19 protein-coding genes, 1 pseudogene and 1 CRISPR repeat array (1 of these 21 running past the window's edge) are annotated in these 22,532 nt (G+C 41.4%); of the genes and pseudogenes, 7 read left to right on the top strand and 13 right to left on the bottom strand.

Features of this window, described 5'->3' with window-relative positions:
- From D0T51_RS05700 to D0T51_RS05740, 9 genes and pseudogenes are all read right to left on the bottom strand, one after another.
- Positions 1 to 566, bottom strand: a pseudogene (locus tag D0T51_RS05700) (IS21 family transposase); the annotation flags it as partial.
- Between the two features lie 456 nt (positions 567 to 1,022).
- Positions 1,023 to 2,060 carry a TIR domain-containing protein gene (locus D0T51_RS05705; protein ID WP_163726442.1) on the bottom strand — a complete coding sequence of 346 codons (1,038 nt, stop codon included), beginning with the start codon at positions 2,058 to 2,060 and terminating at the stop codon, positions 1,023 to 1,025.
- Positions 2,061 to 2,171: 111 nt separating this feature from the next.
- Complete coding sequence (locus D0T51_RS05710; protein ID WP_163726445.1) at positions 2,172 to 2,453, bottom strand: helix-turn-helix domain-containing protein; 282 nt, start codon at positions 2,451 to 2,453, stop codon at positions 2,172 to 2,174.
- A 13-nt stretch (positions 2,454 to 2,466) separates the two neighbouring features.
- Entirely contained in the window at positions 2,467 to 2,745 is a 279-nt protein-coding gene (locus D0T51_RS05715) for a DUF3876 domain-containing protein (protein WP_163726448.1), read from the bottom strand.
- Positions 2,746 to 2,750: 5 nt separating this feature from the next.
- Positions 2,751 to 3,026, bottom strand: a complete 276-nt coding sequence (locus D0T51_RS05720; protein WP_203583329.1) for a helix-turn-helix domain-containing protein — start codon at positions 3,024 to 3,026, stop codon at positions 2,751 to 2,753.
- A 300-nt stretch (positions 3,027 to 3,326) separates the two neighbouring features.
- Positions 3,327 to 4,271 (bottom strand): DUF5712 family protein, encoded by a 945-nt coding sequence (locus D0T51_RS05725; protein WP_163726451.1) that lies wholly within the window; start codon positions 4,269 to 4,271, stop codon positions 3,327 to 3,329.
- Positions 4,272 to 4,274: 3 nt separating this feature from the next.
- Positions 4,275 to 4,901, bottom strand: a complete 627-nt coding sequence (locus D0T51_RS05730) for a BfmA/BtgA family mobilization protein (protein WP_163726454.1) — start codon at positions 4,899 to 4,901, stop codon at positions 4,275 to 4,277.
- Positions 4,902 to 5,203: 302 nt separating this feature from the next.
- Entirely contained in the window at positions 5,204 to 5,560 is a 357-nt protein-coding gene (locus tag D0T51_RS05735; RefSeq protein ID WP_163726457.1) for a helix-turn-helix domain-containing protein, read from the bottom strand.
- Between the two features lie 158 nt (positions 5,561 to 5,718).
- The gene (locus tag D0T51_RS05740) at positions 5,719 to 6,105 is read right to left on the bottom strand and encodes a hypothetical protein (protein WP_163726460.1); all 387 of its coding nucleotides are present in this window, start codon (positions 6,103 to 6,105) and stop codon (positions 5,719 to 5,721) included.
- 359 nt (positions 6,106 to 6,464) lie between these two features.
- Here D0T51_RS05740 and D0T51_RS05745 point away from each other — a divergent pair, with 359 nt between their 5' ends.
- Positions 6,465 to 7,229, top strand: a complete 765-nt coding sequence (locus D0T51_RS05745) for a LuxR C-terminal-related transcriptional regulator (RefSeq protein ID WP_163726463.1) — start codon at positions 6,465 to 6,467, stop codon at positions 7,227 to 7,229.
- Here the strand turns inward: D0T51_RS05745 and D0T51_RS05750 are convergent.
- Positions 7,226 to 7,810, bottom strand: coding sequence for a phosphoglycerate mutase family protein (locus D0T51_RS05750; protein ID WP_163726465.1), 585 nt, complete (start codon positions 7,808 to 7,810; stop codon positions 7,226 to 7,228). The two genes, D0T51_RS05745 and D0T51_RS05750, sit on opposite strands and share 4 nt — an antisense overlap.
- Before the next feature lie 137 nt (positions 7,811 to 7,947).
- Here D0T51_RS05750 and D0T51_RS05755 point away from each other — a divergent pair, with 137 nt between their 5' ends.
- Positions 7,948 to 10,008 (top strand): UvrD-helicase domain-containing protein, encoded by a 2,061-nt coding sequence (locus tag D0T51_RS05755; RefSeq protein ID WP_163726467.1) that lies wholly within the window; start codon positions 7,948 to 7,950, stop codon positions 10,006 to 10,008.
- Positions 10,009 to 10,426: 418 nt separating this feature from the next.
- Here the strand turns inward: D0T51_RS05755 and D0T51_RS05760 are convergent, their stop codons facing one another.
- The 3 genes from D0T51_RS05760 to D0T51_RS05770 are packed head-to-tail and all read right to left on the bottom strand — an operon-like array spanning position 10,427 to position 16,030.
- Positions 10,427 to 11,815: a TolC family protein gene (locus D0T51_RS05760; protein ID WP_163726469.1), complete on the bottom strand. Its 1,389-nt coding sequence runs from the start codon at positions 11,813 to 11,815 to the stop codon at positions 10,427 to 10,429.
- Positions 11,793 to 14,966 carry an efflux RND transporter permease subunit gene (locus D0T51_RS05765; protein ID WP_203583330.1) on the bottom strand — a complete coding sequence of 1,058 codons (3,174 nt, stop codon included), beginning with the start codon at positions 14,964 to 14,966 and terminating at the stop codon, positions 11,793 to 11,795. Before D0T51_RS05765 ends, D0T51_RS05760 begins: the two co-directional genes overlap by 23 nt.
- Positions 14,963 to 16,030 (bottom strand): efflux RND transporter periplasmic adaptor subunit, encoded by a 1,068-nt coding sequence (locus D0T51_RS05770; protein WP_163726471.1) that lies wholly within the window; start codon positions 16,028 to 16,030, stop codon positions 14,963 to 14,965. The genes D0T51_RS05765 and D0T51_RS05770 overlap by 4 nt, the downstream gene beginning before the upstream one ends.
- A 167-nt stretch (positions 16,031 to 16,197) precedes the next feature.
- On the opposite strand from D0T51_RS05770, the gene D0T51_RS05775 reads away from it, so the two are divergent.
- The 5 genes from D0T51_RS05775 to D0T51_RS05795 all read left to right on the top strand — a co-directional run bounded on the left by D0T51_RS05775 (position 16,198) and on the right by D0T51_RS05795 (position 21,954).
- Complete coding sequence (locus tag D0T51_RS05775) at positions 16,198 to 17,076, top strand: helix-turn-helix domain-containing protein (RefSeq protein WP_163726473.1); 879 nt, start codon at positions 16,198 to 16,200, stop codon at positions 17,074 to 17,076.
- A 193-nt stretch (positions 17,077 to 17,269) separates the two neighbouring features.
- Positions 17,270 to 19,189: a molecular chaperone DnaK gene (dnaK, locus tag D0T51_RS05780; RefSeq protein ID WP_163726474.1), complete on the top strand. Its 1,920-nt coding sequence runs from the start codon at positions 17,270 to 17,272 to the stop codon at positions 19,187 to 19,189.
- A 199-nt stretch (positions 19,190 to 19,388) separates the two neighbouring features.
- The gene (locus D0T51_RS05785) at positions 19,389 to 19,946 is read left to right on the top strand and encodes a helix-turn-helix domain-containing protein (RefSeq protein ID WP_203583331.1); all 558 of its coding nucleotides are present in this window, start codon (positions 19,389 to 19,391) and stop codon (positions 19,944 to 19,946) included.
- An 11-nt stretch (positions 19,947 to 19,957) separates the two neighbouring features.
- Positions 19,958 to 21,217 (top strand): site-specific integrase, encoded by a 1,260-nt coding sequence (locus D0T51_RS05790; RefSeq protein WP_163726476.1) that lies wholly within the window; start codon positions 19,958 to 19,960, stop codon positions 21,215 to 21,217.
- The gene (locus D0T51_RS05795) at positions 21,214 to 21,954 is read left to right on the top strand and encodes a hypothetical protein (RefSeq protein WP_163726478.1); all 741 of its coding nucleotides are present in this window, start codon (positions 21,214 to 21,216) and stop codon (positions 21,952 to 21,954) included. Before D0T51_RS05790 ends, D0T51_RS05795 begins: the two co-directional genes overlap by 4 nt.
- A 271-nt stretch (positions 21,955 to 22,225) precedes the next feature.
- Positions 22,226 to 22,532: a CRISPR direct-repeat array (repeat unit 29 nt; unit sequence ATTTCAATTCCACAAGGTTCAACTAAAAG) (it continues 504 nt past the right edge of the window).

Consider the following 22,532-nt stretch of genomic DNA (forward strand, 5'->3'; position numbering starts at 1 on the left):
TCCGGCACAATGGCTTGAGGTACACCTTCAAAATAGAAGAATGCATGCTCACAGGCTGTAATCAAATCTTCCTTCTTTTGGCTATGGACCGCTTCTACATAAGTGAGCTGGCTACAAGGGAGAATGGCTACAAAAACCTCTACTTCGCTAATCTCACCGGTGGAACGGTCCACAAGAGAAAGCTTCTTGCCGGCAAAATCAATAAAAACTTTATCGCCCGCTTTATGTTCCAGGTGCATGATGGGGCGGGAACGCTGTTCATAACGCTGAATGTAACTGTTAAAGCGGGAACGGGCGTAGCCGTCAGGGTGAAGAGTGAGGTATTCCGCGTGTAGCATCTCACGGGTAACTCCTTTTCGTTTAAGACGTTTACAGTAAGATGGAAGCAGTTTCTCCAAATCCTGTTGACGTTTACATACAATCTCCTCTGAGGGCTTCTCATGGAATAGTTCTGCCAGTTCACTGTCGCTAAGTTCCAATGCTTCTTCATAGCTCAATTCCAATGTCTGGAACTTTTGAAGATACTTTTTGATTGTGTTACGGGACATACTGAGCATACTACTCATGGCTTTAGTCCCTTTTCCTTGTGCATAACAACGCAGCACTTGTCGAATCTTTTGCANAGCACTTGTCGAATCTTTTGCATACTAATTTGTTTATTGGCCATAAATCATGTTTTCTTAAAATCTGTTTAAAGGAACAACTTTAAGAAGGCTCAATAACAACTAACAAATGACTCTTTCGAGGGGGGGGCAATTTCAATTGGCAAACGGGGTCAATTTCAATTGGCAGAGAGGATCAGTTTTGATTGGCGAACAGGGGTCAACGAGGAGAGGATTTTCCACCATTCAGGGAAAATATGAACTACCCGAAAATGACGGCAAAATCCATAAAATAGGCAGGAGAAATAGACGGTTTCCTGAAAGGGAGGTCAATGAAAATAATATGTAAATGTCCAAAATAAGAGACGGGCTATAAAGATATAATTCCTCTATAGCCCGTTTTCCTTATTTTGCAAAATGTTATTTATTCTGATATTCTGCCAATTCATCAATATATCTCATTAACATATAGGGCATTTCTTTCATATAAATCATATAGTCTTTTTTGCTTCCATACAATTCCCTCATCATTGGATGTTCGAAGGTAAAATCAAGCATTCCTTTAAAATCATGTATTGCGTCTGCTTTTGATTCTTTATCAGTTTTTGACTTTAATATATCTAATAATTCTTTTCCGGCATCGTATATCCAAGGAAAATCCTGTTTAAAGAAACTTAGCGCAATTAAAAAACCATATGGATTCTTCCCTTCTCTCATGCTGATATGAAGCAATTCTTCAACAAACATCGGTTTAAATCTTTTAGAAATTCTATGTATATCCATTTCAAAATTTCTATCTATTCGATTTATATGTTCTTCCGTAATTTTTTTAAGTTCTTCAAGACTTTCATAAACCTTAGTGTCTGGGTTTCTTAATAATCGTTGATTATTTCTTGACAGGTCTAATATTTCTTCTAAAATTTCAGCCGAATGGGATAAAGCGATATTCTGGTCTTTAGGTTCATCGGGGGCTTCTTCAATATTTTTTATTTTGTTCAATTCTTCCTCTAAAGTTGGATACCATACCTCAAACGCTTTATTTAACCGTGCTTCTGGGATATTCCCTTCTCCACAAGCCTTATTTAGTGTTCCTAATAATTTCTTTATATCTTCCTTTTGAAAAATAGTTGATTGAAATTGCAAAATAGGGCCACTTACTTCCGAACGTTTTATATCAAACAAAAACGGACTGACAAATGAGTTGTCAATAGTTTTAGATAATGCTCCTGCCTCAAAAGATAACCAAGGGGCTTCTAAGTTTTCTCTTGTTACACAGAGTATTCCAAATGTAGAATCTTCAAGTTCTTTAGCTATGTCAGTACTCCACCTTGCCCCTTTATCTATATCTTCAGACGACACATACGGCTCAATAGATTGTATTACAGAAGGAAGCCAATCTCTAAAAACAAGTGCAACCTTATGACTTTGATTTCCTGACCAACTAATAAAAACTTTCATATATACTTTATTTAATATCCATTTGCAAAAATAGTCATAAAAAAAGACTTAGAAGTCATTTCCCAAGCCTTTCTTAAAAAGTTCATTTAAAACAGCTTACTATCAGCAATTCTATTTCGCAAACATCTGTTTCAACCATTTCAACACCTCCGATTCCCGATATAAAATTTTCCCCTTAATCTGAATAAACGGAATTTTGCCCGTATCCCGCCAATCCTGTAACGTTCGAGACGAGATTTGAAGCATCCGGCAAATATCACGATTTGAAAGGAACTTTTCTCCATTCAGTTGCGGAGTACAGTTTTTAAGGGCTTGCCCGATAGTATCCAGTAACTCATCCATAGCAGTGAAGAAAGAAGCTATTTCCGTAGATTTTCTATCTAATATTTCCATTGTGGTATCTTTTTTAGTTCCGTATATAGTCGCCCAATGCGGAGATAGTTAATATATCCAGTTTTATGTCATAGCTGATAGCCGTCCGTTTCAGGTTGTAGTTGATAAAGAAACTGTCTTCATCCTCCTGAATTTCATATGTAGCAGGACTTGCCTGTTTACTCGTCTCGTTCATGTGAATAATGCTAAGCAGATAGCTGCTCCCGCTTCGGTATATGATAACTGTCGGATTCAGGTTTATACTCTCCCAATTACCGACCAACCTATCTAAGTTGATATTTTCTGTTTTCATTGCTGTTATTTCTTAATTTGTGACTGGCTGATTAAATTCTCAATATCCGATACCTTGTAATAACATTTACGCCCAATCTGCGAATAAGGCAGAATACCGTTATCCCTGTATGACTGTAATGTTCTCGGCGATATTTGCAAGAGCCCGCAAACATCACTGTTGCCTAACCATTGTTCTTTATCTTGATTCTCCCCGCATAGACTCTTTATCTGTCGGGTAAAATCTTTAAAACGCCCTTTCATCTGCTCGAACGTTTTGCTTTCAATTGCTATTATATCCATACTAAAATCTGTTTTTACTGATTACTGAAATTATCTTCATTGCAATGAATTTCAGGCAAAGGAAAACAGAATTATGGTTAGTTTTAAGAAATGGGGAGCAATGGCGGAAAGTGGCTACGATTGGCATAAATCAGCAGTTCTAAGCGTATTTCTTCTCTTCGTTTCACAACCTCACGGCGGTAGAAGTTATTCTCGTGCCGTTGGTTATTCTCGCGGGCTTCCGCCCTCCAATCAGGCTGGGAAGCCATGAGCGGGAAATAACCGACATAGGCGCGGGAAATAACTTCGGGAACAACCGCACTACCGCCTGAAACCTCGTTTCGGCTTCTTCTTTATTTTCTTTTTCACAGGAATTTGTTCTTCCTCTTTGCTATTGGTATCAGGAGTAAGCAAGCCTAATGCAGAGGATAAACCCAAATCAGGAAGATTGAAAGATTGTTTATCTTCATTCTTATTTTCTTGATTTACAGACTGTATATTTGAAAGGTTGTCATCTTGTTTATATGCAAACTTGTTTTCAGTCTGGTTTGTCTGCATATCTGCATTTTTTCTTTCATCGGCTACCTGTCGTTCTTGCATGTTGAGTTGTTCGGAGATACTGCCGTTCTTCATCGTGTTGTAGTATTCAAAAGATTCGGTAAGTTCCCGCTTGTAGCCGAATAGCCTGTCAAATCCCTGCTCTGCCTGTTGGAACAGGTTCTTTCTGTCAAAACCGCCCTTAACCGTTCCTTTCTTAGTGTTCTTGTGATTGGTAAGCGGGGATAGTTTTTTCTTATTGGATTGGTCTTTTCGGCTGACAATCAAATGACAGTGCATATTTAGTTCGTTGTTTGACCTGTCACGGCTGAAATGTATCTTACCGTAAAACTTTATATCCTCTGCCGATAGTCCTTTGTTGAAGTTCTTAGCATATTCAGGAATAACCACTTCCCGAATATACCGCTTCATAGCTTCGGCTTGTTCCTGTTCGGTATTGCCCATTGCCCGAAGTTCCTTTTCTGACGGGCTGACATGGATAGCATAAAACTTGGCATCCGTTTTCATTAGTTGCCCGATATTACTGTCTATATCTCTTATAACCTGTGATTTGTAGACATTATCGTCTGTCAGATTGAAAAAGCCCTCTGTATAGATTCCCTGCTCCATGCGTTCCATATCTTCATGTTCTAAATAGTTGCATAGCTTTCGGCTATTGCCTGCATTATTATATGTGCCTTTGGACGGTGGCGGAAAATCTATATTCATGGGTTACTCGTTTATCAGGTCGTTAATCTCGGTTCTTAGGTTCTCTTTGCGTTTACCGTCCATTACTCCGCAGGTTGCCAGTTCCGAATACAGGGAGATTAATTTCAATAGCTTCTGATTATTCCTTTGTTGTACCTGGGTTTGGCTATTAATCGTCTTGGAATGATTGTCAATAGTAGCAGATAGTTTATCAAGGCTTGCGGACTGGTTATTTATTACTACTGCTATTTTGCCGAAATGTTCGTCTAACTTTTTCAGAACATTGACAAGGTTATCTTTTGAGGTGTTTATTTCTAAATTTACTTTTTCCGTCAGGATTCCGACAGCCGTGTCGAACTTAACGGCGATTGAATGGCTTGTTCGTATCATAGGGTTGAGTTGTTCTTCTTCGTAGTGGCGAATGAAGCGGATAATATCATCCTGCCGTTTGTTAATCTTGGATAGTTCCGATTTTACCGATTCGGGAGCATCCGCAGGATTGATATGTGCCTTATCGATGTACCCGAATGCCAGTTTTACAACTTCACTCTTTTTCAGCGAATAGCGTTTACATATCTTTTCTACTAAACGCCCTGTTTCCTTATCTATGGAAACAGTAGTATATATTATCTTTTGAGCTTCATCTTTCATGATAATTACTTTTTAATGGAATTTCATGTTATTAAAAGTCTGATAATTAGCGATAAATACAAAAGGCTAATTATTGGACTAATTATAGCGGTTTAGCATAAAACGCTAAAGCCGAAGGCTTTGCCCCGCAGGGCAAGAGGAAGAACAGGACGAAGTCCAGTTCCCTCTTGCTTAATTTAGCAAAACAAACAGAGCCGATAGGCGAAGTCGTTTCTGCTAAATGCGGAGCTACTTTGAAGGCATAAACTTAAAACAAGCCTTCATTCGCTTGCGCTATTCTGCTTAGAACATAAAAAGCAGAATTATTCCTCTTTTTCGTCTTTTTTATTCTCGTCTTTGGGCTTTGGGCGCTTCTTTTCAAAATCCTGATAGGTTTGAAAATCCATGTGCGAATGCACAAACTCCCGAACATCAGAAGTGCGGTAATAGGTTTTGTGGGCTATCATAAAGAAAGGTAGTTTTTTACTAGAACGATACCGCTGGAGCGTACGATACGACACTTTTAGGAGAAAGGCTAAATCTTGGTTATCGAGCAGTTTCTCGTCTTCGTCAAATACTTCTTTGGTGTTAATGAGCGATTTCAGGTCTTGACCTATACCGTTCAACTTCTTGGACAGCTTTGCCATCCATTTTTCAAAATCTTCATTATTTATATACATGATTTACTTCGTTTTGAAATTAATACTACTTATTTTCAATGCATTGACGAAGCAAAGGAAGGCAGAACGATGAAATAAAAATAGGGGAATAGATCATCTACTCCCCTACATATTATTTATATTTACCTGATTATTAGCAGGTATCAAAAGTGTTAAAATTAAGACTTATACCCCTTATCACTACTTTTCTTATGAATCAAACTCTTTAGTTTGTCTAAAAAACCAGTACGTTTTGTTGGTAATCTCTGCAGAACCTCTTCCTCTTTTTTATAGGTATCACTAATTTGGAAGTTTAGAAAACGTTCAAACCTATTAGTAAGGCGACTTAAAGAAACACTCTTGCCATTAGAGGTTTTTATTCCTGCGAGATAAAAGAGCCCTGTGATAACCTCCATAATATCAACATAGGAAATGATATCTGTATCTAAATATAAATCCGATGTTGAGGAATTACTCTTTGTATTAAAGAATTTTGGATACATCATTTGCTTCTCCAATAACGCCAACTCAGAATTTACAAAAGTAATGCCCTTTTGAATATACATTTTTTTAATTGCATTTTCCCCCCTGCCCGCAAAGAGGTGATGATCCTAACGAATCAAACTCGATACGAGAAAGATTCAATATCCGAAAAAAATCAGAGTAGTTTAGTTCGGATTGACTAAGGGTTACTACTTGTGTTACAAAATCTTCATAGGCGCTTTGCATTTCTTCGTTTGTGACTTGTGAAGGTTCAGACAATAGCCTGAATAACTCCAATTCTAAATGTTTCCACATAAGCAAATTATTTATAAGGTGAATAAATCTGATTTTATATGCTTGTCAGTGGATTTTTTTAGTGGCACTTCAAATATATTATAAGTTTTCCACCCAATAAATGGCTATTTGTAGCTATCTTTGCACTATGATTTCCAAGAATATAACACCCGGAGAACTATGGTCAAGACAGCAAATCAGCAGTCTTGATGTTGACTATGATTTATGGAGTAAGAAGCGGAAAGCTATACAGGAATTTTCCCGGATGAGCCAAAGCTGCATCTTTACCGTGGATGTATTTAAGGAGAGATATGATTTTGCTTCTGATAATTTCTCTACTGTTTTAGGATATAACCCAACATGGATAAAAACGATAAGGAAACAGGGTGATGTGTTGGAAGATAGAATACATCCGGATGATCGCGTTCAACTATTGGAATACCAAATTGAGCATGGACAGTTTATTTATTCGCTTCCACAGGAAGAAAGGAATGACTATCAGCAGATGTTTCAGTATAGAATACTGAATGCTAAAGGGCAGTATGTAAATGTAATCAGCCGACAGCAGGTTCTTGAAAAAGACAGGAATGGTAAGGCTTGGATTATTATGGGAGTTGTAGATATATCTCCCGACCAGACATTTACCGAAAGAATCAAGCGAACGGTTATTAATAGTAAGACTGGCGAGATATTTGCTCCGGCATTCACTCCGGCAGAGAAACAGTTAACTAACCGGGAAAAAGAGATACTTCTGTTAATTCGTCAGGGTTTTCTAAGTAAAGAAATTGCAGATAGACTGAATATCAGTATTTATACGGTTAATAATCACCGAAAGAATATATTGGCTAAACTGGATGTTGATAATGTGATGGAGGCGATTAATACTGCACGCGATTTTGGCATCATCTATTAAGGCAGCCAATCCAAACTATTTGTCAACGGGTTGGTTTTTCTCCATTGCTCCAGTTCCTCATACGTTTTCACTCCACCCGTAAAAACAGCATGGTATATCTCTATGCCCGGAATAAGTACACCCTCCGGCACATCGTATTTGATTTGAAGAATAGTTTGTCGGATTTCAGGTGTTAGCTTATTGATTATAGCATTGGTTACTCGCTCTACCGTGCCATCATACTTGGAGCCTCGGCGTATATGAATCATGTCGAACTTCCATGTGTTCCCTTTCCTATCTTCATATCGGGCGTGCCATTCGATGCATTCTTCTTCGGTATTTATCCCGTTTATATATTGGATTTCTTTCAGAGGGAGACGTTCTGCTAACTCCTGCATGACAGAGAAACTCTCTATTATATTGAGATGGTCGGTATAGATGTGCATATCTATATCCCTGCTTTTCATCAACAAACCGGATTTAAGCGACCCGATAATATTAACGGTTGCACCAATGCGTTCCCATGCCGGGATAATACGAGTATCTTCCAGTATTTCCCATGCGGCTTGCTGATTCTGTTCTGCGAGTTTAAGAATATCCATCTTTCTTTTTATTGGGGTGCAAAGATACAAAACAAGCTCGATATATAGCTATAAATAGCCATTTCATACACCATCTTGATGCAGTAATTTTGCGCACCCTTTTGTGTCTTTTTTAATGTATTAACAAGGAGTGCTTTATGATATTTAATAAAACAGAGAAACAGGAACGTGATTATTTACAGCAGGTTATCAATTTACTGAATAAGACCATTAATAGTACGGATGTGTCAGTGAAAGAACATGTCGATACACTGGCAGAGTATAAGGATTACCTATGGTCAAATAAGGATATTGACCCGCACGAGATACGTTCGATGAGGGAAAGTATCTTGAACCATTTTGCATTGGGCGAAAATGTGATTGATAAACGCAAGCGATTGGGTAAGATACTGGATATTCCATACTTCGGTCGGATTGACTTTAAGGGAAGAGAAGACGACGGGAAAGTTTTGCCTGTCTATATTGGTGTTCACTCGTTCTACGATTCGGATAGTAAGATGAGCTTTATTTATGACTGGCGTGCGCCGATTTCGAGTATGTTTTATGATTATGAATTGGGAGAGGCTTCTTACGAATCTCCGGCAGGCGAAGTGACGGGAGATATTACACTCAAACGGCAATACCGCATTCGTAAAGGCAGGATGGAATACATGATTGAGAGTTCACTGACTGTTCATGATGATATTCTTCAAAAGGAATTAAGTTCCAATGCGGACGATAAGATGAAGAATATCGTTGCTACCATTCAGCGGGAGCAGAACCGGATTATCCGTAATGAAGATGCCCAAACGATCATCATACAAGGAGTTGCCGGATCGGGAAAGACTTCTATTGCCCTGCATCGCATCGCTTACCTGCTTTATGCATTCAAGGGTACTATTTCATCAAAGGACATATTGATAATCTCACCCAACAAGGTGTTTGCCGATTATATTTCTAATGTACTTCCCGAACTTGGCGAAGAAACCGTGCCTGAAACCAGTATGGAGCAAATACTTTCCGGTGTATTGGATAACAAATATAAGTTCCAGACCTTCTTTGAACAGGTGAACGAATTACTCACAAAACCTGCTCCGGGCTTCACAGACCGCATACAGTATAAAGCATCGTTTGATTTTATTTCCCAACTCGACCGATTTATCCTGCATATTGAGAACAACTACTTCAAAGCGGTAGATGTAAAGCTAACAAAGTATGTTACTATTCCTGCTGAATTTATTGAGGAACAATTCAGGCGTTTTGACCGCTATCCGATGCGGCAACGTTTTGAGACGATGACTGATTATATTTTGGATATGGCACAAGTCCAATATCATATTACAGTTACCACTGCCGAGCGAAATATGCTCAAAAAAGAAATAAGGAATATGTTTGCCGGGAACAATGATATTCAGGTCTATAAAGATTTCTTTGAATGGATTGGTAAGCCCGAGGTGTTTAAGATGCGTAAGAATCGAACACTTGAATATGCGGATTTAGCGCCATTGGCTTATATCCACATTGCATTGGACGGGAATAATGCAAAATCGCCGGTCAAACACCTTTTGATTGATGAGATGCAGGACTACTCACCTATACAGTATAAGTTGATACAAAAGCTATATCCTTGTCGAAAGACCGTTTTGGGCGATGCAAGCCAGTCGGTTAATCCTTACGGTTCATCGAATGCGAATATGATTCGGAAAGCACTCATTACGGGAGAAGTGATGAAGCTATGCAAAAGTTATCGTTCAACCTACGAGATAACCGAGTTTGCACAACAGATTCGGAAAAACGAAGTGCTGGAACCTGTCGCCCGGCATGGAGAGAAACCGCAACTTCTAAAGTTAAAAAAGGAAGAAGATGAGATTTCTGCAATTGCGAACTTGATTTCTACATTCAAAAAGTCGTCCTATAAATCACTTGGAATTGTTTGCAAGACCGAATTACAAGCAAAAGCCATAGCAGATAAGTTAAAAGCATATACGGATGATGTTTACTTCCTTTCAAATCAAAGTTCCGCTTTCGTGCAAGGCATTATTATCACATCAGCTCACATGGCAAAAGGGTTGGAGTTCGATGAAGTAATCATTCCGCAAGTGACTGATAAAAATTACCAATCGGAGATTGACCGGAGTATGCTCTATGTGGCAGTAACAAGGGCAATGCATAGGTTGACGTTGACTTATTCTGGAGAAAAAAGTGAATTTATTCGATAATTCTCGATGCATTCTGATATATTTAAAAGAATTGCTTATCTTCGCAATAGAGTTATTTGTAACAATGGTAAACCAAAGCAGAGCAAAGAAGTTTGCTCGTTTCTATATCGTTACCCATTGTTATTCTTCCTTTCTTTAATTATCTGTTTCTCAACGGATAAAATTCAAGTTTTCTATTGCTTTACAGGATTTACTCCCAGCCAATATCGAAAAATGTATCTGAAATAACCCGAAAAGTCCCTATTTTCACATCTCAACCAATCGGAAGTTTATATGTACAATGCCTCTAAATAAAAGTGCCGATAATTGTCGACACTTGTGCTGATAATTGTCGACACTTGTGCTGACATATATCGGCAATTGTGCTGATATATGTCGGCATTTTTATTTCCCCACAAAAAAAGCGAAATCAGAGGGGTCACAATTTTCCGATTGCCTTCAGATAATACGTTTTATTGTATTGAAACAAAGCTTTTGCCTGGATGAAATCCGCACTGGCTTTTTGCCAGATTGTTTGTGCTTCCAAGTGATCGGCTAATGTTTCCATACCGGCTTCATACATATTCCTACTGAGTATCCTGTTTTCTTCGGCTTGTTCGAGCGAGCGGGCTGTTAACCTTATTTCCAGTTGGGCCTCTTCCAGGGCGTTGAATGCCTGAGCTGCTTCAAGTGTCATTTTCTCCGCAGCATCGTGTTGTTGCAGTTGGGAAATATGTTCTTCCGCACGGGCGGCACGGACTTTGTTTACTCCTTTGCCCCATTCGAAAAGAGGGATGCGGAGGGAAAGCAGGGCTGAGAAGGCACCGTCTGCGACCCTCTTTTCACCGTTCAGTTTCAAACCGTTCATATAGTTATAATTGGCCTGTAGACCGAGCTGGGGAAGAAAATCACTGCGTGTAAGTTTGGTCTCTTGCTTTTTCAAGGCCGTCTGATGGGAAAGGATGTCGTATTCGGGACGATGAGTTATATCGATCGGTTCCAAAGGCATATCGGTTGTTTCAGGAAAAGAAGCAGAGACAGCTACATCCGTATCGAGGGGGAGACCGATGATATGACACAGGTTCATGCGGCTCAGCCGTATGGCATTTTCCGCCCGTTTGATTTGCAGCTCTGCCTCATTCCATTTTACCTGCACTTTCAACACGTCATTTTTTTGTTTCAAGCCGACAGCCTGTGCGTTCTCCACATTCCGGAGCAATTCGGTAATAACTTCTTTGTATTGTTGGGCCGACAGATGAAGTTCGCGTGCTTTGACACAGTTCCAATAAGCCTCATCGGTTTGCACAAGGATTTGGGCACGGGTCAGGTTTCGGTTCAAGTCCGCCATCTCTTTCCCGAGAGTAGACATGCGGTAGGCGGCACGGATCTTCCCGCCCGCATAAAGAGGCTGTTCCAGCTGAACGCCACCCAGGAAGGTATTACTCAGGCTGAACTCCAATGGCATATCCGGCATATAACTATATGCTTTAAAGACAGGGGCACTTTCGGTACCCGGAACAATGTTGGGGACAAGGTTACCGGAAGCATCCGGAACAAAGGTGGGCAAATAACCACCGGGAATCGTCTCCCGCATCTTTTGGGTGGTATAGAGATAGGTACCGTTAGCCGAAAATTTCGGGAAGAAATGAGCCCGGTAGGTGTTTACCTCATAATTTGCTTTCTCGAATGTTTTACCGGCAATGGCTGCCTGTTTATTGTTTTCCAGCGCCATTTCACGGCATTGCTGCAAGGAAAATAGGTGTTGTGCTTCCATCAGACAGGGAAGCAGGCAACAGAACAGGAGACTATTGATTCTTGTTTTCATCATCAGGTGTTTCATTTACAGGTTTTACTTTCTCCGGTTGGACGGAGATACGAAAGAAGACAGCATACAAGACAGGAATAAACAAAAGGGTGATCAGTGTACCGACCAGCAATCCTCCCATGATGGTAACCGCCAGTGAGCCGAACATATCATCCGACAATAGAGGAATCATCCCCAGGATAGTGGTAAGCGAGGCCATCATCACCGGGCGGAAACGACTGGAGGAACTATCTAACAGCGCCTTTACAGGCTCTATTCCTTCGGAAAGCTGGAGATTGATTTCATCCATCAATACAATACCATTTTTTACCATCATACCAATCAGCCCCAATACACCGACAATAGCCACAAATCCAAAAGATTTACCGGACAAAAGAACGCCAAAAACCACACCGACACAAATCAACGGTATACAGCAGAATATAATTATCGGTTTCTTATAGTCCTTGAATAACATGATTAATATCGCAATCATCAAAATAATGGCCAAAGGAAAGTTCTTGAACAAATAGTTTGTCGCCTGACTGCTTGCTTTATGTTCTCCTTCCCACTGAAGCGAATAACCGGCAGGAAGCGGCAAGGCTTCAATCTGTTCTTTTACACTTTGTCGGGCTTGTTCGGCTCCGACACCAAAAGCCGGATTACATTGGGCACGCATGGCACGCTGTCCATTGTACCGAACCACAACAGGGTCTTCCCATTTCAGTTTTATCCCTCGGGTTGCCTGGCTGAGAGGTACCGTTCGCAATATACCGGCCAACACATCTTCTTCGGACACACTTCCGGTTATCAGCCCTTCCAATGTCCTTTTGTCCAGTTGTTGCAAAGGAGGAATCATACTGAAGACGGGGGTATTTTCTAAGGATTCTACCGGTTCACCCTGGGCATTGACACATTTGAGATAGATGGTCTGTGGATGGTGTCCTTCAAAAAATACACCGGTAGGAATTCCTCCGGTAGAGGAAAGAACGGATATTCCGACATCCGAGCGGGTAAGTCCTAAGTTACGGGCAATAGGTTGGGCGTAATCAATCATCAGGCTAGGTGTTTCGGGCTCCCAATCATTGCGAACCAACATGATATCTTCACTCCTTTTCATAATCTCTTCCGCCTGTGCCGTCAGTTGTTTCAGGACAGTGGGGTCCGGTCCGTTGAATTGCACCTCCACCGGATATTTTTTATACATCAGATTATACCGCTTAAGCCGTACATAGGCTTCGGGGTACTGCCGGGACAGATAGTTCTGTATCTCTTGCATGGAAGAGACCAAGGCCTTGGAAGAGACATAGTCAATGATTAACTCCCCATAAGAAAGAGAGGGATCGGCAATACTGCGTACCAGATTATAGCGACTGGGAGTACCTCCGATAGAGGTGGTAACATGTGTCACGTCTTCCCGATTCAACAGATACTCTTCTATTTCAGTCAGGTCGGCTTTCACTTGTGTGCTGTTAGCCCCTTCCGGTAGTTTGTATTCCATATAAAGCTGGTCGTAATCCATATCGGGGAAAAATTCCTGTGGCAGAAAACGATAACAGAAACCACTTAATGCAACAAATAATACTGCAAGGCCGATGGTGAGTGTTTTATGACTTAAAGTCCATCGCAATACGCCGCGCAATGCCTGGTAATATTTACTTCCATACGGATCGATACTTTCTCCTGCCGGAGAAGATGTCAACATCTGGTCGGCCTGGATAGGCACCTGCGTAAGCGCCAGTATCCAACTCAACAATAAAGACACTGCCAGAACGATAAATAAATCGCGTACATACACCCCGGCAGTATCAGGAGAAAGAAAGATCGGAAAAAAGGCCAGGATGGCAATAACTGTCGCTCCCAGAAGAGGAATAGCCGTTTTCCGCCCGATAGCTGTCAGGGCTTCCTTTCGGTTTATTCCGCGCTTGAGGTCGACCAGTATACCATCCACAATCACAATGGCATTGTCTACCAACATACCCATTGCCAGGATGAAGGCTGCCAGGGAAACCCTTTGTAGGGTTCCGTCCGCCATATTGAGAATCAGAAAAGATCCCATCACAATCACCACCAGGCTGATACCTATAATAAGCCCGCTTTTGAATCCCATGGTGAAGATCAGAACAACGATCACGATAATAACTGATTCAATCAGGTTGACCAGGAAAGTGTTCAAGGCCTTGTTTACCCGCTCCGGTTGATAAAAGACTTTGTGGAATTCAATACCGGCAGGAATACGTGTTCCTTTCAATTCGTCTATTTTAGCCTCCACTATTTTGCCTAACTTCGTGATATCCGTTCCGCTTTGTGCTGCGATGGAAAGCCCGAAGGCTTGTTTTCCATCGTAACGCATTTCATTTCGGGTTGGATTTTCATAGTCGCGGGATATATGTGCTATATCTTTCAAACGCAAAAGATCGTCTTCATGGCCTTGCAATAACAGGTTTTCTATATCTTCTACTGTTTTGTATTTATCGTTGACCGAGATACGGATACGTTGAAGGCCACTTTCATAATATCCGGAATAAATAGTTTGGTTTTGTTTGTTAAGTGTAGAGAGTACTTCTGCCGGATGCACACCCAGGCTGGCCATTCGGTCTTGGTATAGTTCGATATGGATACATTCGCTGCGCCGACCGAATATCTCGACCTGGGAGATACCTTTTATATGCTGAATCTCCCGTTTGACCATTTCCATATAATCCCCGGTTTCCCGATCGGAAAACCCATCCGTAGTCACAGCATAAAACATACCGTAAACATCTCCGAAATTATCTATTACCTGTGATGTCCCGGCACCTTCGGGCAATTTATTTTGCACATCATTGATTTTTCGGCGCAGGATATCCCAATGTTGTTCTATGTCCTCATCCGGGACCGTCGTGACAAGTTCTACGGTTATCATGGATACATCGTTCATCGAACGGCTTTGTACGTTATCCACATTATTCATCGAACGTATACTCTTTTCGAGTAAATCGGTCACCTCCAATTCAACCTGATGAGCCGAGCCTCCCGGGTAGGTAGTGACCACCATAGCCTGCTTCACCTTGATCTCCGGGTCTTCCAATTTACTCATATCATAGAAAGAGAGGATACCTCCGACAACCAATACGACAAGAAGAAAGTAGATCAACTTTCGGTTGTTTAATGCCCATTTACTTATGTCTATCATAACAAGCCTCCTGCGTTAGTAGGTGATACGGACGGTAACAATTCAACAACCTGCCCCTCTTCGAGGGAGTGTACCCCGGCAGTCACCACAATCTCGTCCGGCTGGAGCCCGTCGGAGATAACCATGGTTCCGTCCGTTTTTACTTCCATCGGTTTGACAAAACGAACGGATACGGTTTTATATTCCGGGTTGTATATCCAAACAGCGGAATTTCCATTGTTACTAAAGACAGCCGTAAGGGGTATCTGCGTCAGCATAGATTCATTCTCCCGGTAATGCAAGGTCACCGTGGCGCTCATACCCGGAGTCGGAAAAGCTTGTTCCGGTAATTGTCTTAATCGCAATCGCATGGTGTATAGTTGGTTCATATTGGCTTTGGGGGTGATGCCAATCAGTTCCAGCGGGAAGATCACATCCGGATAGATATCGACTGAACAGGAATAGGAATCGAATGCATGACGTCGGATGTATTCGGAGGATGGAATATTGATTTCAACTTCCGGCGACCCTGTATTGATCATCGAGATAACAGAGAAACCTGCACTGACGGTCTCGTTGGCTTCGAAATAGCGCTTCTGCACATATCCGTCATAAGGTGCATATAAACGGGTGTCTTTCAAAGCATTCTGGTGCGCATTGTATTTAGCCGTTATCTGCTGAAGTCCGTAAAGAGCCTTGTCATAATCGTTGGGAGTCACACTCTGTTGCTTGTAAAGGATAGAGATACGCTCTGCCTCGCTCTTTATCTGATTATATTCTGCCTCGGTAGCTGCTAGTTGTATCTCATAATCGCGCGGATCTATTTCTGCCAGAAGTTGTCCTTTACGTACGTAAGTTCCTGCATCCACCGGTACCCGCAGAAGGGTACCACTCACCCGGAAAGCCAGATTGACATCCGCTGCCGCTTTTATCTTGCCGGGAAATGTGACGACAAGCTCCTGCCCGTACCTGCGAACGGTATCTGTTTTTACTGTACTGATCGTTTCTTTCGCTGTTTTACCTGACGAACAGGAAGAGAGAATAAACAGAGTTATTCCCATTAACCCAATCCATTTTTTTTTCATTTTGCCTACTTTAAAAGTAAATACCTCAGGCTGCAAAAGTAGAAAGAATGAAAGAGGAGATGCAGTCCTCTTTGTAGGATAAAATGTTTCAATTAGGAACAATACACGTTTTTTACGCTGCAAAACAAAGAAATAATGTTTATTTTTGGATTTACATTTTAGACAGAATGGTAAAACAAACAAAAACAACAGCCATTGAATCGATCTCTTTTGAAGAAGAGAGCAAATTGTTCGACAGCTTCATGATTGAAGGAGGAGAAATGGATATTTTAGGTCTGGGATCAATTCCCAAACTAATCAATGCTGCCGCCCTAAACATCATCCTGCAAGGTGAAGCGGAAATAGCGTTGGACGGGAGAAGTTATCGTATCGGGAAAGGCAACCTGTCCGTGATCTTTCCACATACCGTAGTGCAGGTTTTTCGAAAAAGTGAGGACTTCCAAGGTTTTACCCTGGGAGGGGCTACGCGTTTTTTACATAATATAAACATCCCCTCTTCCACCTCTTATTACCTATATATAAAAGAGAACCCCTGTATTTCGCTGAATGAGGAAGAACAAAACACCCTTCTCTCCCTCTGTGATATGTTGAAAGAAAAAAGCGCACGTGAGAAACATCTGTTCAGACAAGAAATATCGGAGCAATTGTTATCGGTGCTCTGTTATGAGATCATAGAGATTTACCAAAAAAATAAACCGATAGCACGGCAACACTATTCGCGGAAAAACAGACTCTTTTTTAAATTCCAGCAATTGCTTGCCACACATTACCAAACACACCGGGATGTGGAATATTACGCAGATAACCTATGCATTACCCCACGTTATCTTTCTGCCGTCACCAAAGAAATAGCAGGCTTGACGGCGGCCGAAGCAATTATACGGGTGGTTATATTGAATGCCCGTTTATTACTCACCTCAACCAATCTGACGATTCAGCAGGTCTCGGACAAACTGAATTTTCCTAACCCTTCGTTTTTCAGTCAATACTTCAAGAAGAATGTGGGAATGCCCCCCAAAGAGTATCGGGATCAATACAAGTCATAGACAAAGCTTTTACGCCATATCCCCCGACAGGATTAGAGAACAGGAGGCTTTCTGCCGTATTGTCATATTTTTTGTCAGGTCTGAATTTGTTACCCGGCAAAACAACTTTGGCACAGCATTTGTTGAATACTAAGTGAATTCCCGCAGGGGAATACAACGAATGAATAGATAACAATTTAAAATATAATGTAATATGGGAAAAATTATTGGTATTGACTTAGGAACAACCAACTCTTGTGTGTCCGTTTTGGAAGGCAATGAACCGGTTGTTATCACAAACAGCGAAGGAAAAAGAACAACCCCTTCTATCGTGGCCTTTATTGAAGGTGGCGAACGCAAAGTGGGTGATCCTGCCAAACGCCAGGCAATCACAAATCCGGAAAAAACGATCTTCTCTATCAAACGTTTCATGGGAGAAACCTATGATCAGGTGACAAAAGAGATCGGCCGGGTACCGTATAAAGTAGTGAAAGGAGATAACAACACACCACGTGTAGATATCGACGGACGTTTATATACCCCTCAGGAAATATCCGCAATGGTTCTTCAGAAAATGAAGAAGACGGCAGAAGATTATCTGGGACAAGAAGTAACCGAAGCGGTTATCACCGTGCCGGCTTACTTTAGCGATGCACAACGCCAGGCAACAAAAGAAGCCGGTGAAATCGCAGGTCTGACCGTACGCCGTATTGTAAACGAACCGACTGCCGCTTCCTTGGCTTACGGTTTGGACAAAACAAATAAAGATATGAAGATCGCCGTATTCGACTTGGGAGGGGGTACATTCGATATCTCTATCCTGGAATTAGGCGACGGTGTGTTTGAAGTGAAATCAACCAACGGAGATACTCACCTGGGCGGTGACGACTTCGACCACGTGATTATCGACTGGTTAGCCGAAGAATTCCAACGGGAAGAAGGACTCGACCTGCGTAAAGACCCGATGGCTCTGCAACGTCTGAAAGAAGCTGCTGAAAAGGCTAAGATCGAATTATCAAGCACTACAAGTACAGAAATTAACCTGCCATACATTATGCCGGTTGACGGAGTGCCTAAACACTTGGTGAAAACATTGACTCGTTCTAAATTTGAACAGTTGGCTGACTCACTGATCCAGGCTTGTATCGAACCTTGCCGTCAGTCTTTGAAAGATGCCAACCTGAATACCTCCGATATCGACGAAGTGATTCTGGTAGGTGGATCTACCCGTATCCCGGCTATCCAGGAGATCGTTCAGAAGTTCTTCGGCAAAGCTCCGTCAAAAGGTGTGAACCCGGATGAGGTAGTAGCTGTAGGTGCTGCAATTCAAGGTGGTGTATTAACTGGTGAAGTGAAAGATGTTTTGTTGCTTGACGTGACTCCGCTTTCCTTAGGTATCGAAACCATGGGTGGCGTAATGACCAAATTGATTGAATCAAACACTACCATCCCGACCAAAAAGTCAGAAACGTTTACAACGGCTGCCGACAACCAGCCTTCTGTTGAAATCCATATCTTACAAGGAGAACGTTCCTTGGCACGGGATAATAAATCGATCGGTCGTTTCCACTTAGACGGTATACCTGCCGCCCAACGTGGCGTTCCACAGATTGAAGTAACATTCGACATTGATGCAAACGGTATCCTGAATGTATCAGCCAAAGACAAAGGAACCGGAAAAGAACAAAGCATCCGTATCGAAGCTTCCAGCGGCTTGAGCGACGACGAAGTAAAGCGCATGAAAGAAGAAGCCTCTGCCAATGCAGAAGCCGATAAAAAAGAAAAAGAACGTATCGACAAAATCAACCAGGCAGACAGTACCATCTTCCAGACTGAAAAACAATTAAGCGAACTAGGAGACAAACTGCCAGCCGACAAGAAAGGCCAGATCGAAGCCGCCCTTGCCAAATTGAAGGAAGCTCACAAAGCCCAGGATATCGATGCTATTGACACCGCCATGACCGAATTGAACACCATATTCCAGGCTGCCAGCCAGGAAATGTACAACGCCGGTCAGCAACCCGGTGGCGCCCAACCCGGCCCCGACTTCGGCGCCCAACAACCCGGCGGAGCCCCCGGCAACGACAAGCAGGATGGCGGAGTGACGGATGTTGATTTCGAGGAAGTGAAGTAAAAGGCGATTAGAAACAATAAATAAATAGTAGAAAATCCCTGTAAACAAATGGTTTACGGGGATTTTTATTTTTGTGAATTTGTAGATAGCTATTGTTTTTGATGGTTTTTTATCATACATTTGTACCATTATTGTACCGGAACTTAATTAGTGATGAAGTGGAACTTATGAGCACTTATGACTACTAATGAGTACTTAAATGGCGATAAAGATACCGATGAATAAGATTCAGAAACAATGTGCAGTGTGTGGACAGCCTTTCGTTCCGAAGACGGTTGATTCTGTTTATTGCTCTAAAACATGCGGCAATGCAGCATATCGTGAAAAGAAACGGCAAAAGCGAAAAGAAGAAGAAAAGCAAGCGGTCGTAGCTAAAATACCAGATGATCGTCTCTATATTTCCGTTCCTGAAGCAATTGCACTTTTCGGTGTTGCCAAGAGTACGCTCTATCGCCTTATTCGGCAAAAGCGAATTCCTGCTATCAACTTAGGAGCTCGCCTTGTTCGGATTGACCGAGCAGCGATAGAGGAAATGTTTCCTATTCGCCAAACACCTCTTAAAAAGGAGAAACCGACAACAAAGCTCTATAGTCTTGAACCGCAAGATTGTTATACAATCGGCGAGATTGCCAAAAAGTTTGGTATATCGGATAGCACGGTATATAAGCATATCCGAAAATATTCTATCCCAACTCGACAGATTGGCAACTATGTTTACGCTCCAAAAACTGAAATAGATAATTTGTATAATCAATAACAATATACCACATGAAACAGCTCTCCAATACAAAAGTAACTGTTCGGCTTCGTAAGGCGGAAGACCGTAAAGAGTGGTATGTTTATATTGAAAGCTATCCGGTTTATGTTCCCGGCAAGCAAACTCCGCAACGTGTTCGTGAATATTTGAATCGTTGTATTACTACGGTTGAATGGGACAAGAAGCGTACTGCCCGCACCGATTCGGACGGAACAAAAACCTACAAACCCAAACGTGATGATAATGGAATAATCGTTTGCCGAAGCGAAAAAGACCAAGAAACTATGCTCTATGCTGATGGAATCCGCAAGCTTCGCCAAAGAGAATATGACAATACTGACCTATATAGTGATACAGAAAGTGCACAAGTTGAACAAAAGGAGCGTGCGCAGCAGAATTTCATAGAGTATTTTAACGTCACGGCAAAGAAACGCCATGCACAAAGCTCCGATTCTATCCGTGTAAACTGGAAACGAACCTACGAATTAATAAAGCTCTTCGCTGGAGACACATTGCCTTTTGCCAAAATCGACAATCGCTTTGCTGAAGATTTTAAGTTATATCTTTTATCCGCTCCATGTGGAGGTAATAAAAGCGGAACGATCTCCCGCAATACCGCAGTAACTTACTTCTCCATTTTCAAGGCGGCATTAAAACAGGCCTTTGTTGATGGATACCTGACAACTGATTTATCAGCAAAAATCAAAGGAATACCGGAACAGGAGTCAAGGCGTGAATATTTGACCGTTGAAGAACTTAATATCCTCGCTGGAACGCCATGTGAAAGAGATGTTCTAAAAAGAGCAGCATTGTTTTCAGCTCTTACCGGCTTACGCCATTGTGATATTCAAAAATTACGATGGAAAGAAATCAGCATGAATGGCGACCAAGCACAATTGCATTTCACACAACAGAAAACAAAAGGTGTGGAATATATGCCTATTTCGCAACAGGCACTTGATCTGTGTGGCGAACCTCGTGAGCCGGAACAGCTCGTTTTCGAGGATTTGCCCGATCCTGCTTGGATTTCCAAACCTTTGAAACGCTGGATAGAAGCCGCCGGAATCACGAAGCGGATTACATTTCATTGCTTTAGACACACATACGCAACTCTTCAATTATCCAGTGGCACAGACATTTACACCGTCAGTAAAATGCTTGGGCATACAAATGTAAAAACCACACAGATTTACGCAAAAGTTGTGGACGAAAAGAAGAGCAAAGCGGCACAAGCAATTCAGTTGAACACTCTTAATAATACAGAAGAATGAAACAGAACAGTCTTTTGCAGTACATTATATTATATGCGATCGTAGCTTGCGTTGCTTTGGCGATTGCAGCATTGGCACGCATGTTTACTATTTCGGTTGGCTTTGATAGTTTTACAGCTTTCATAGTCTTTATTGTAGTATTGGCTGTTCAGGTTGTAGTATATTTGAGTATCCACGTGGTACTGCAAAATATGATGTTGCCGTGGATCGGGAACGGATTGGCTAAGATCCCCTATTTCCGCAAGAAGATAGAACAAAGACAAGTTTCTCAGATTGTTGCTGAACCACAGATAGAAGAAAAGAAATTTGAAATTGATATACTGGAATCGAATGTCTCTTTAGACGATATTCGGAATGAACAGCAGAAAAACATAGCCAAAGAACAGGAGGAGGTACTGAATATCGCTTTAGATTATACCAGAAAGTCGTTTGCTCTCTACCTTTCCGATGAAGACCTTGATATCCTTTTCCGGAATGTCCGTGCATATATGAACAGGTTAGATGAGAAAGAATTGAAGCCGGTTAAAGTCAAAGAACTATCAGCCCTTGATCTTCGTCATTACGGTTGGAATATCTGGAACTATTTCAAACCGAGAAACCAGATGGATATTGCCAGTTTTCTGAAAATAGTATTCCCAGATGTTTTTAAGGGAGTAGAAGTGAAAAGCATCAAGCGGCATTTGAAGGATGATGAATTAAAGGGAATAATTAAGATACAGGAGAGTATTTTAGGATAGCAAAATAAAACTGAAATGGAAAAACTTAATGTAAATAAAATACTTGTAGTTGACTTGTATAGTGGAGAGTATGCGAGAAAACATATAGGTCATGAAGACTTAAATCTAATAGAAAATCCAGTAGATGGCAACTTTTATGGCTATTGCCCACCGTGGGATGGTGTTGCGATAGGTAAACTTGGTGCAAAAAAAGATGCCGAATATATAGATGATATCACGGTTGTTTATGTTAGAAAAAGAGAAGGTAGTAATAATTGGGAGTTATTCAAAAATTTCAATTCCACAAGGTTCAACTAAAAGTCCAAGGCTCAGTTAGACAGACAGCGCATAGACAAATTTCAATTCCACAAGGTTCAACTAAAAGCCTGTTCGTTTTTCGACACCTCGGTGATAGACTTACATTTCAATTCCACAAGGTTCAACTAAAAGAATTCTGTTTTGCGCGTTGGTGACAGCCAGGTTTCTTATTTCAATTCCACAAGGTTCAACTAAAAGAAGAGCGTATATAACACCGAAAACCCCTACATTGAATTTCAATTCCACAAGGTTCAACTAAAAGATACTTTTCGTCCGTGATC

This window comes from Parabacteroides sp. 52 (assembly GCF_010500925.1).
In the GTDB taxonomy this organism is placed as follows: domain Bacteria; phylum Bacteroidota; class Bacteroidia; order Bacteroidales; family Tannerellaceae; genus QVMG01.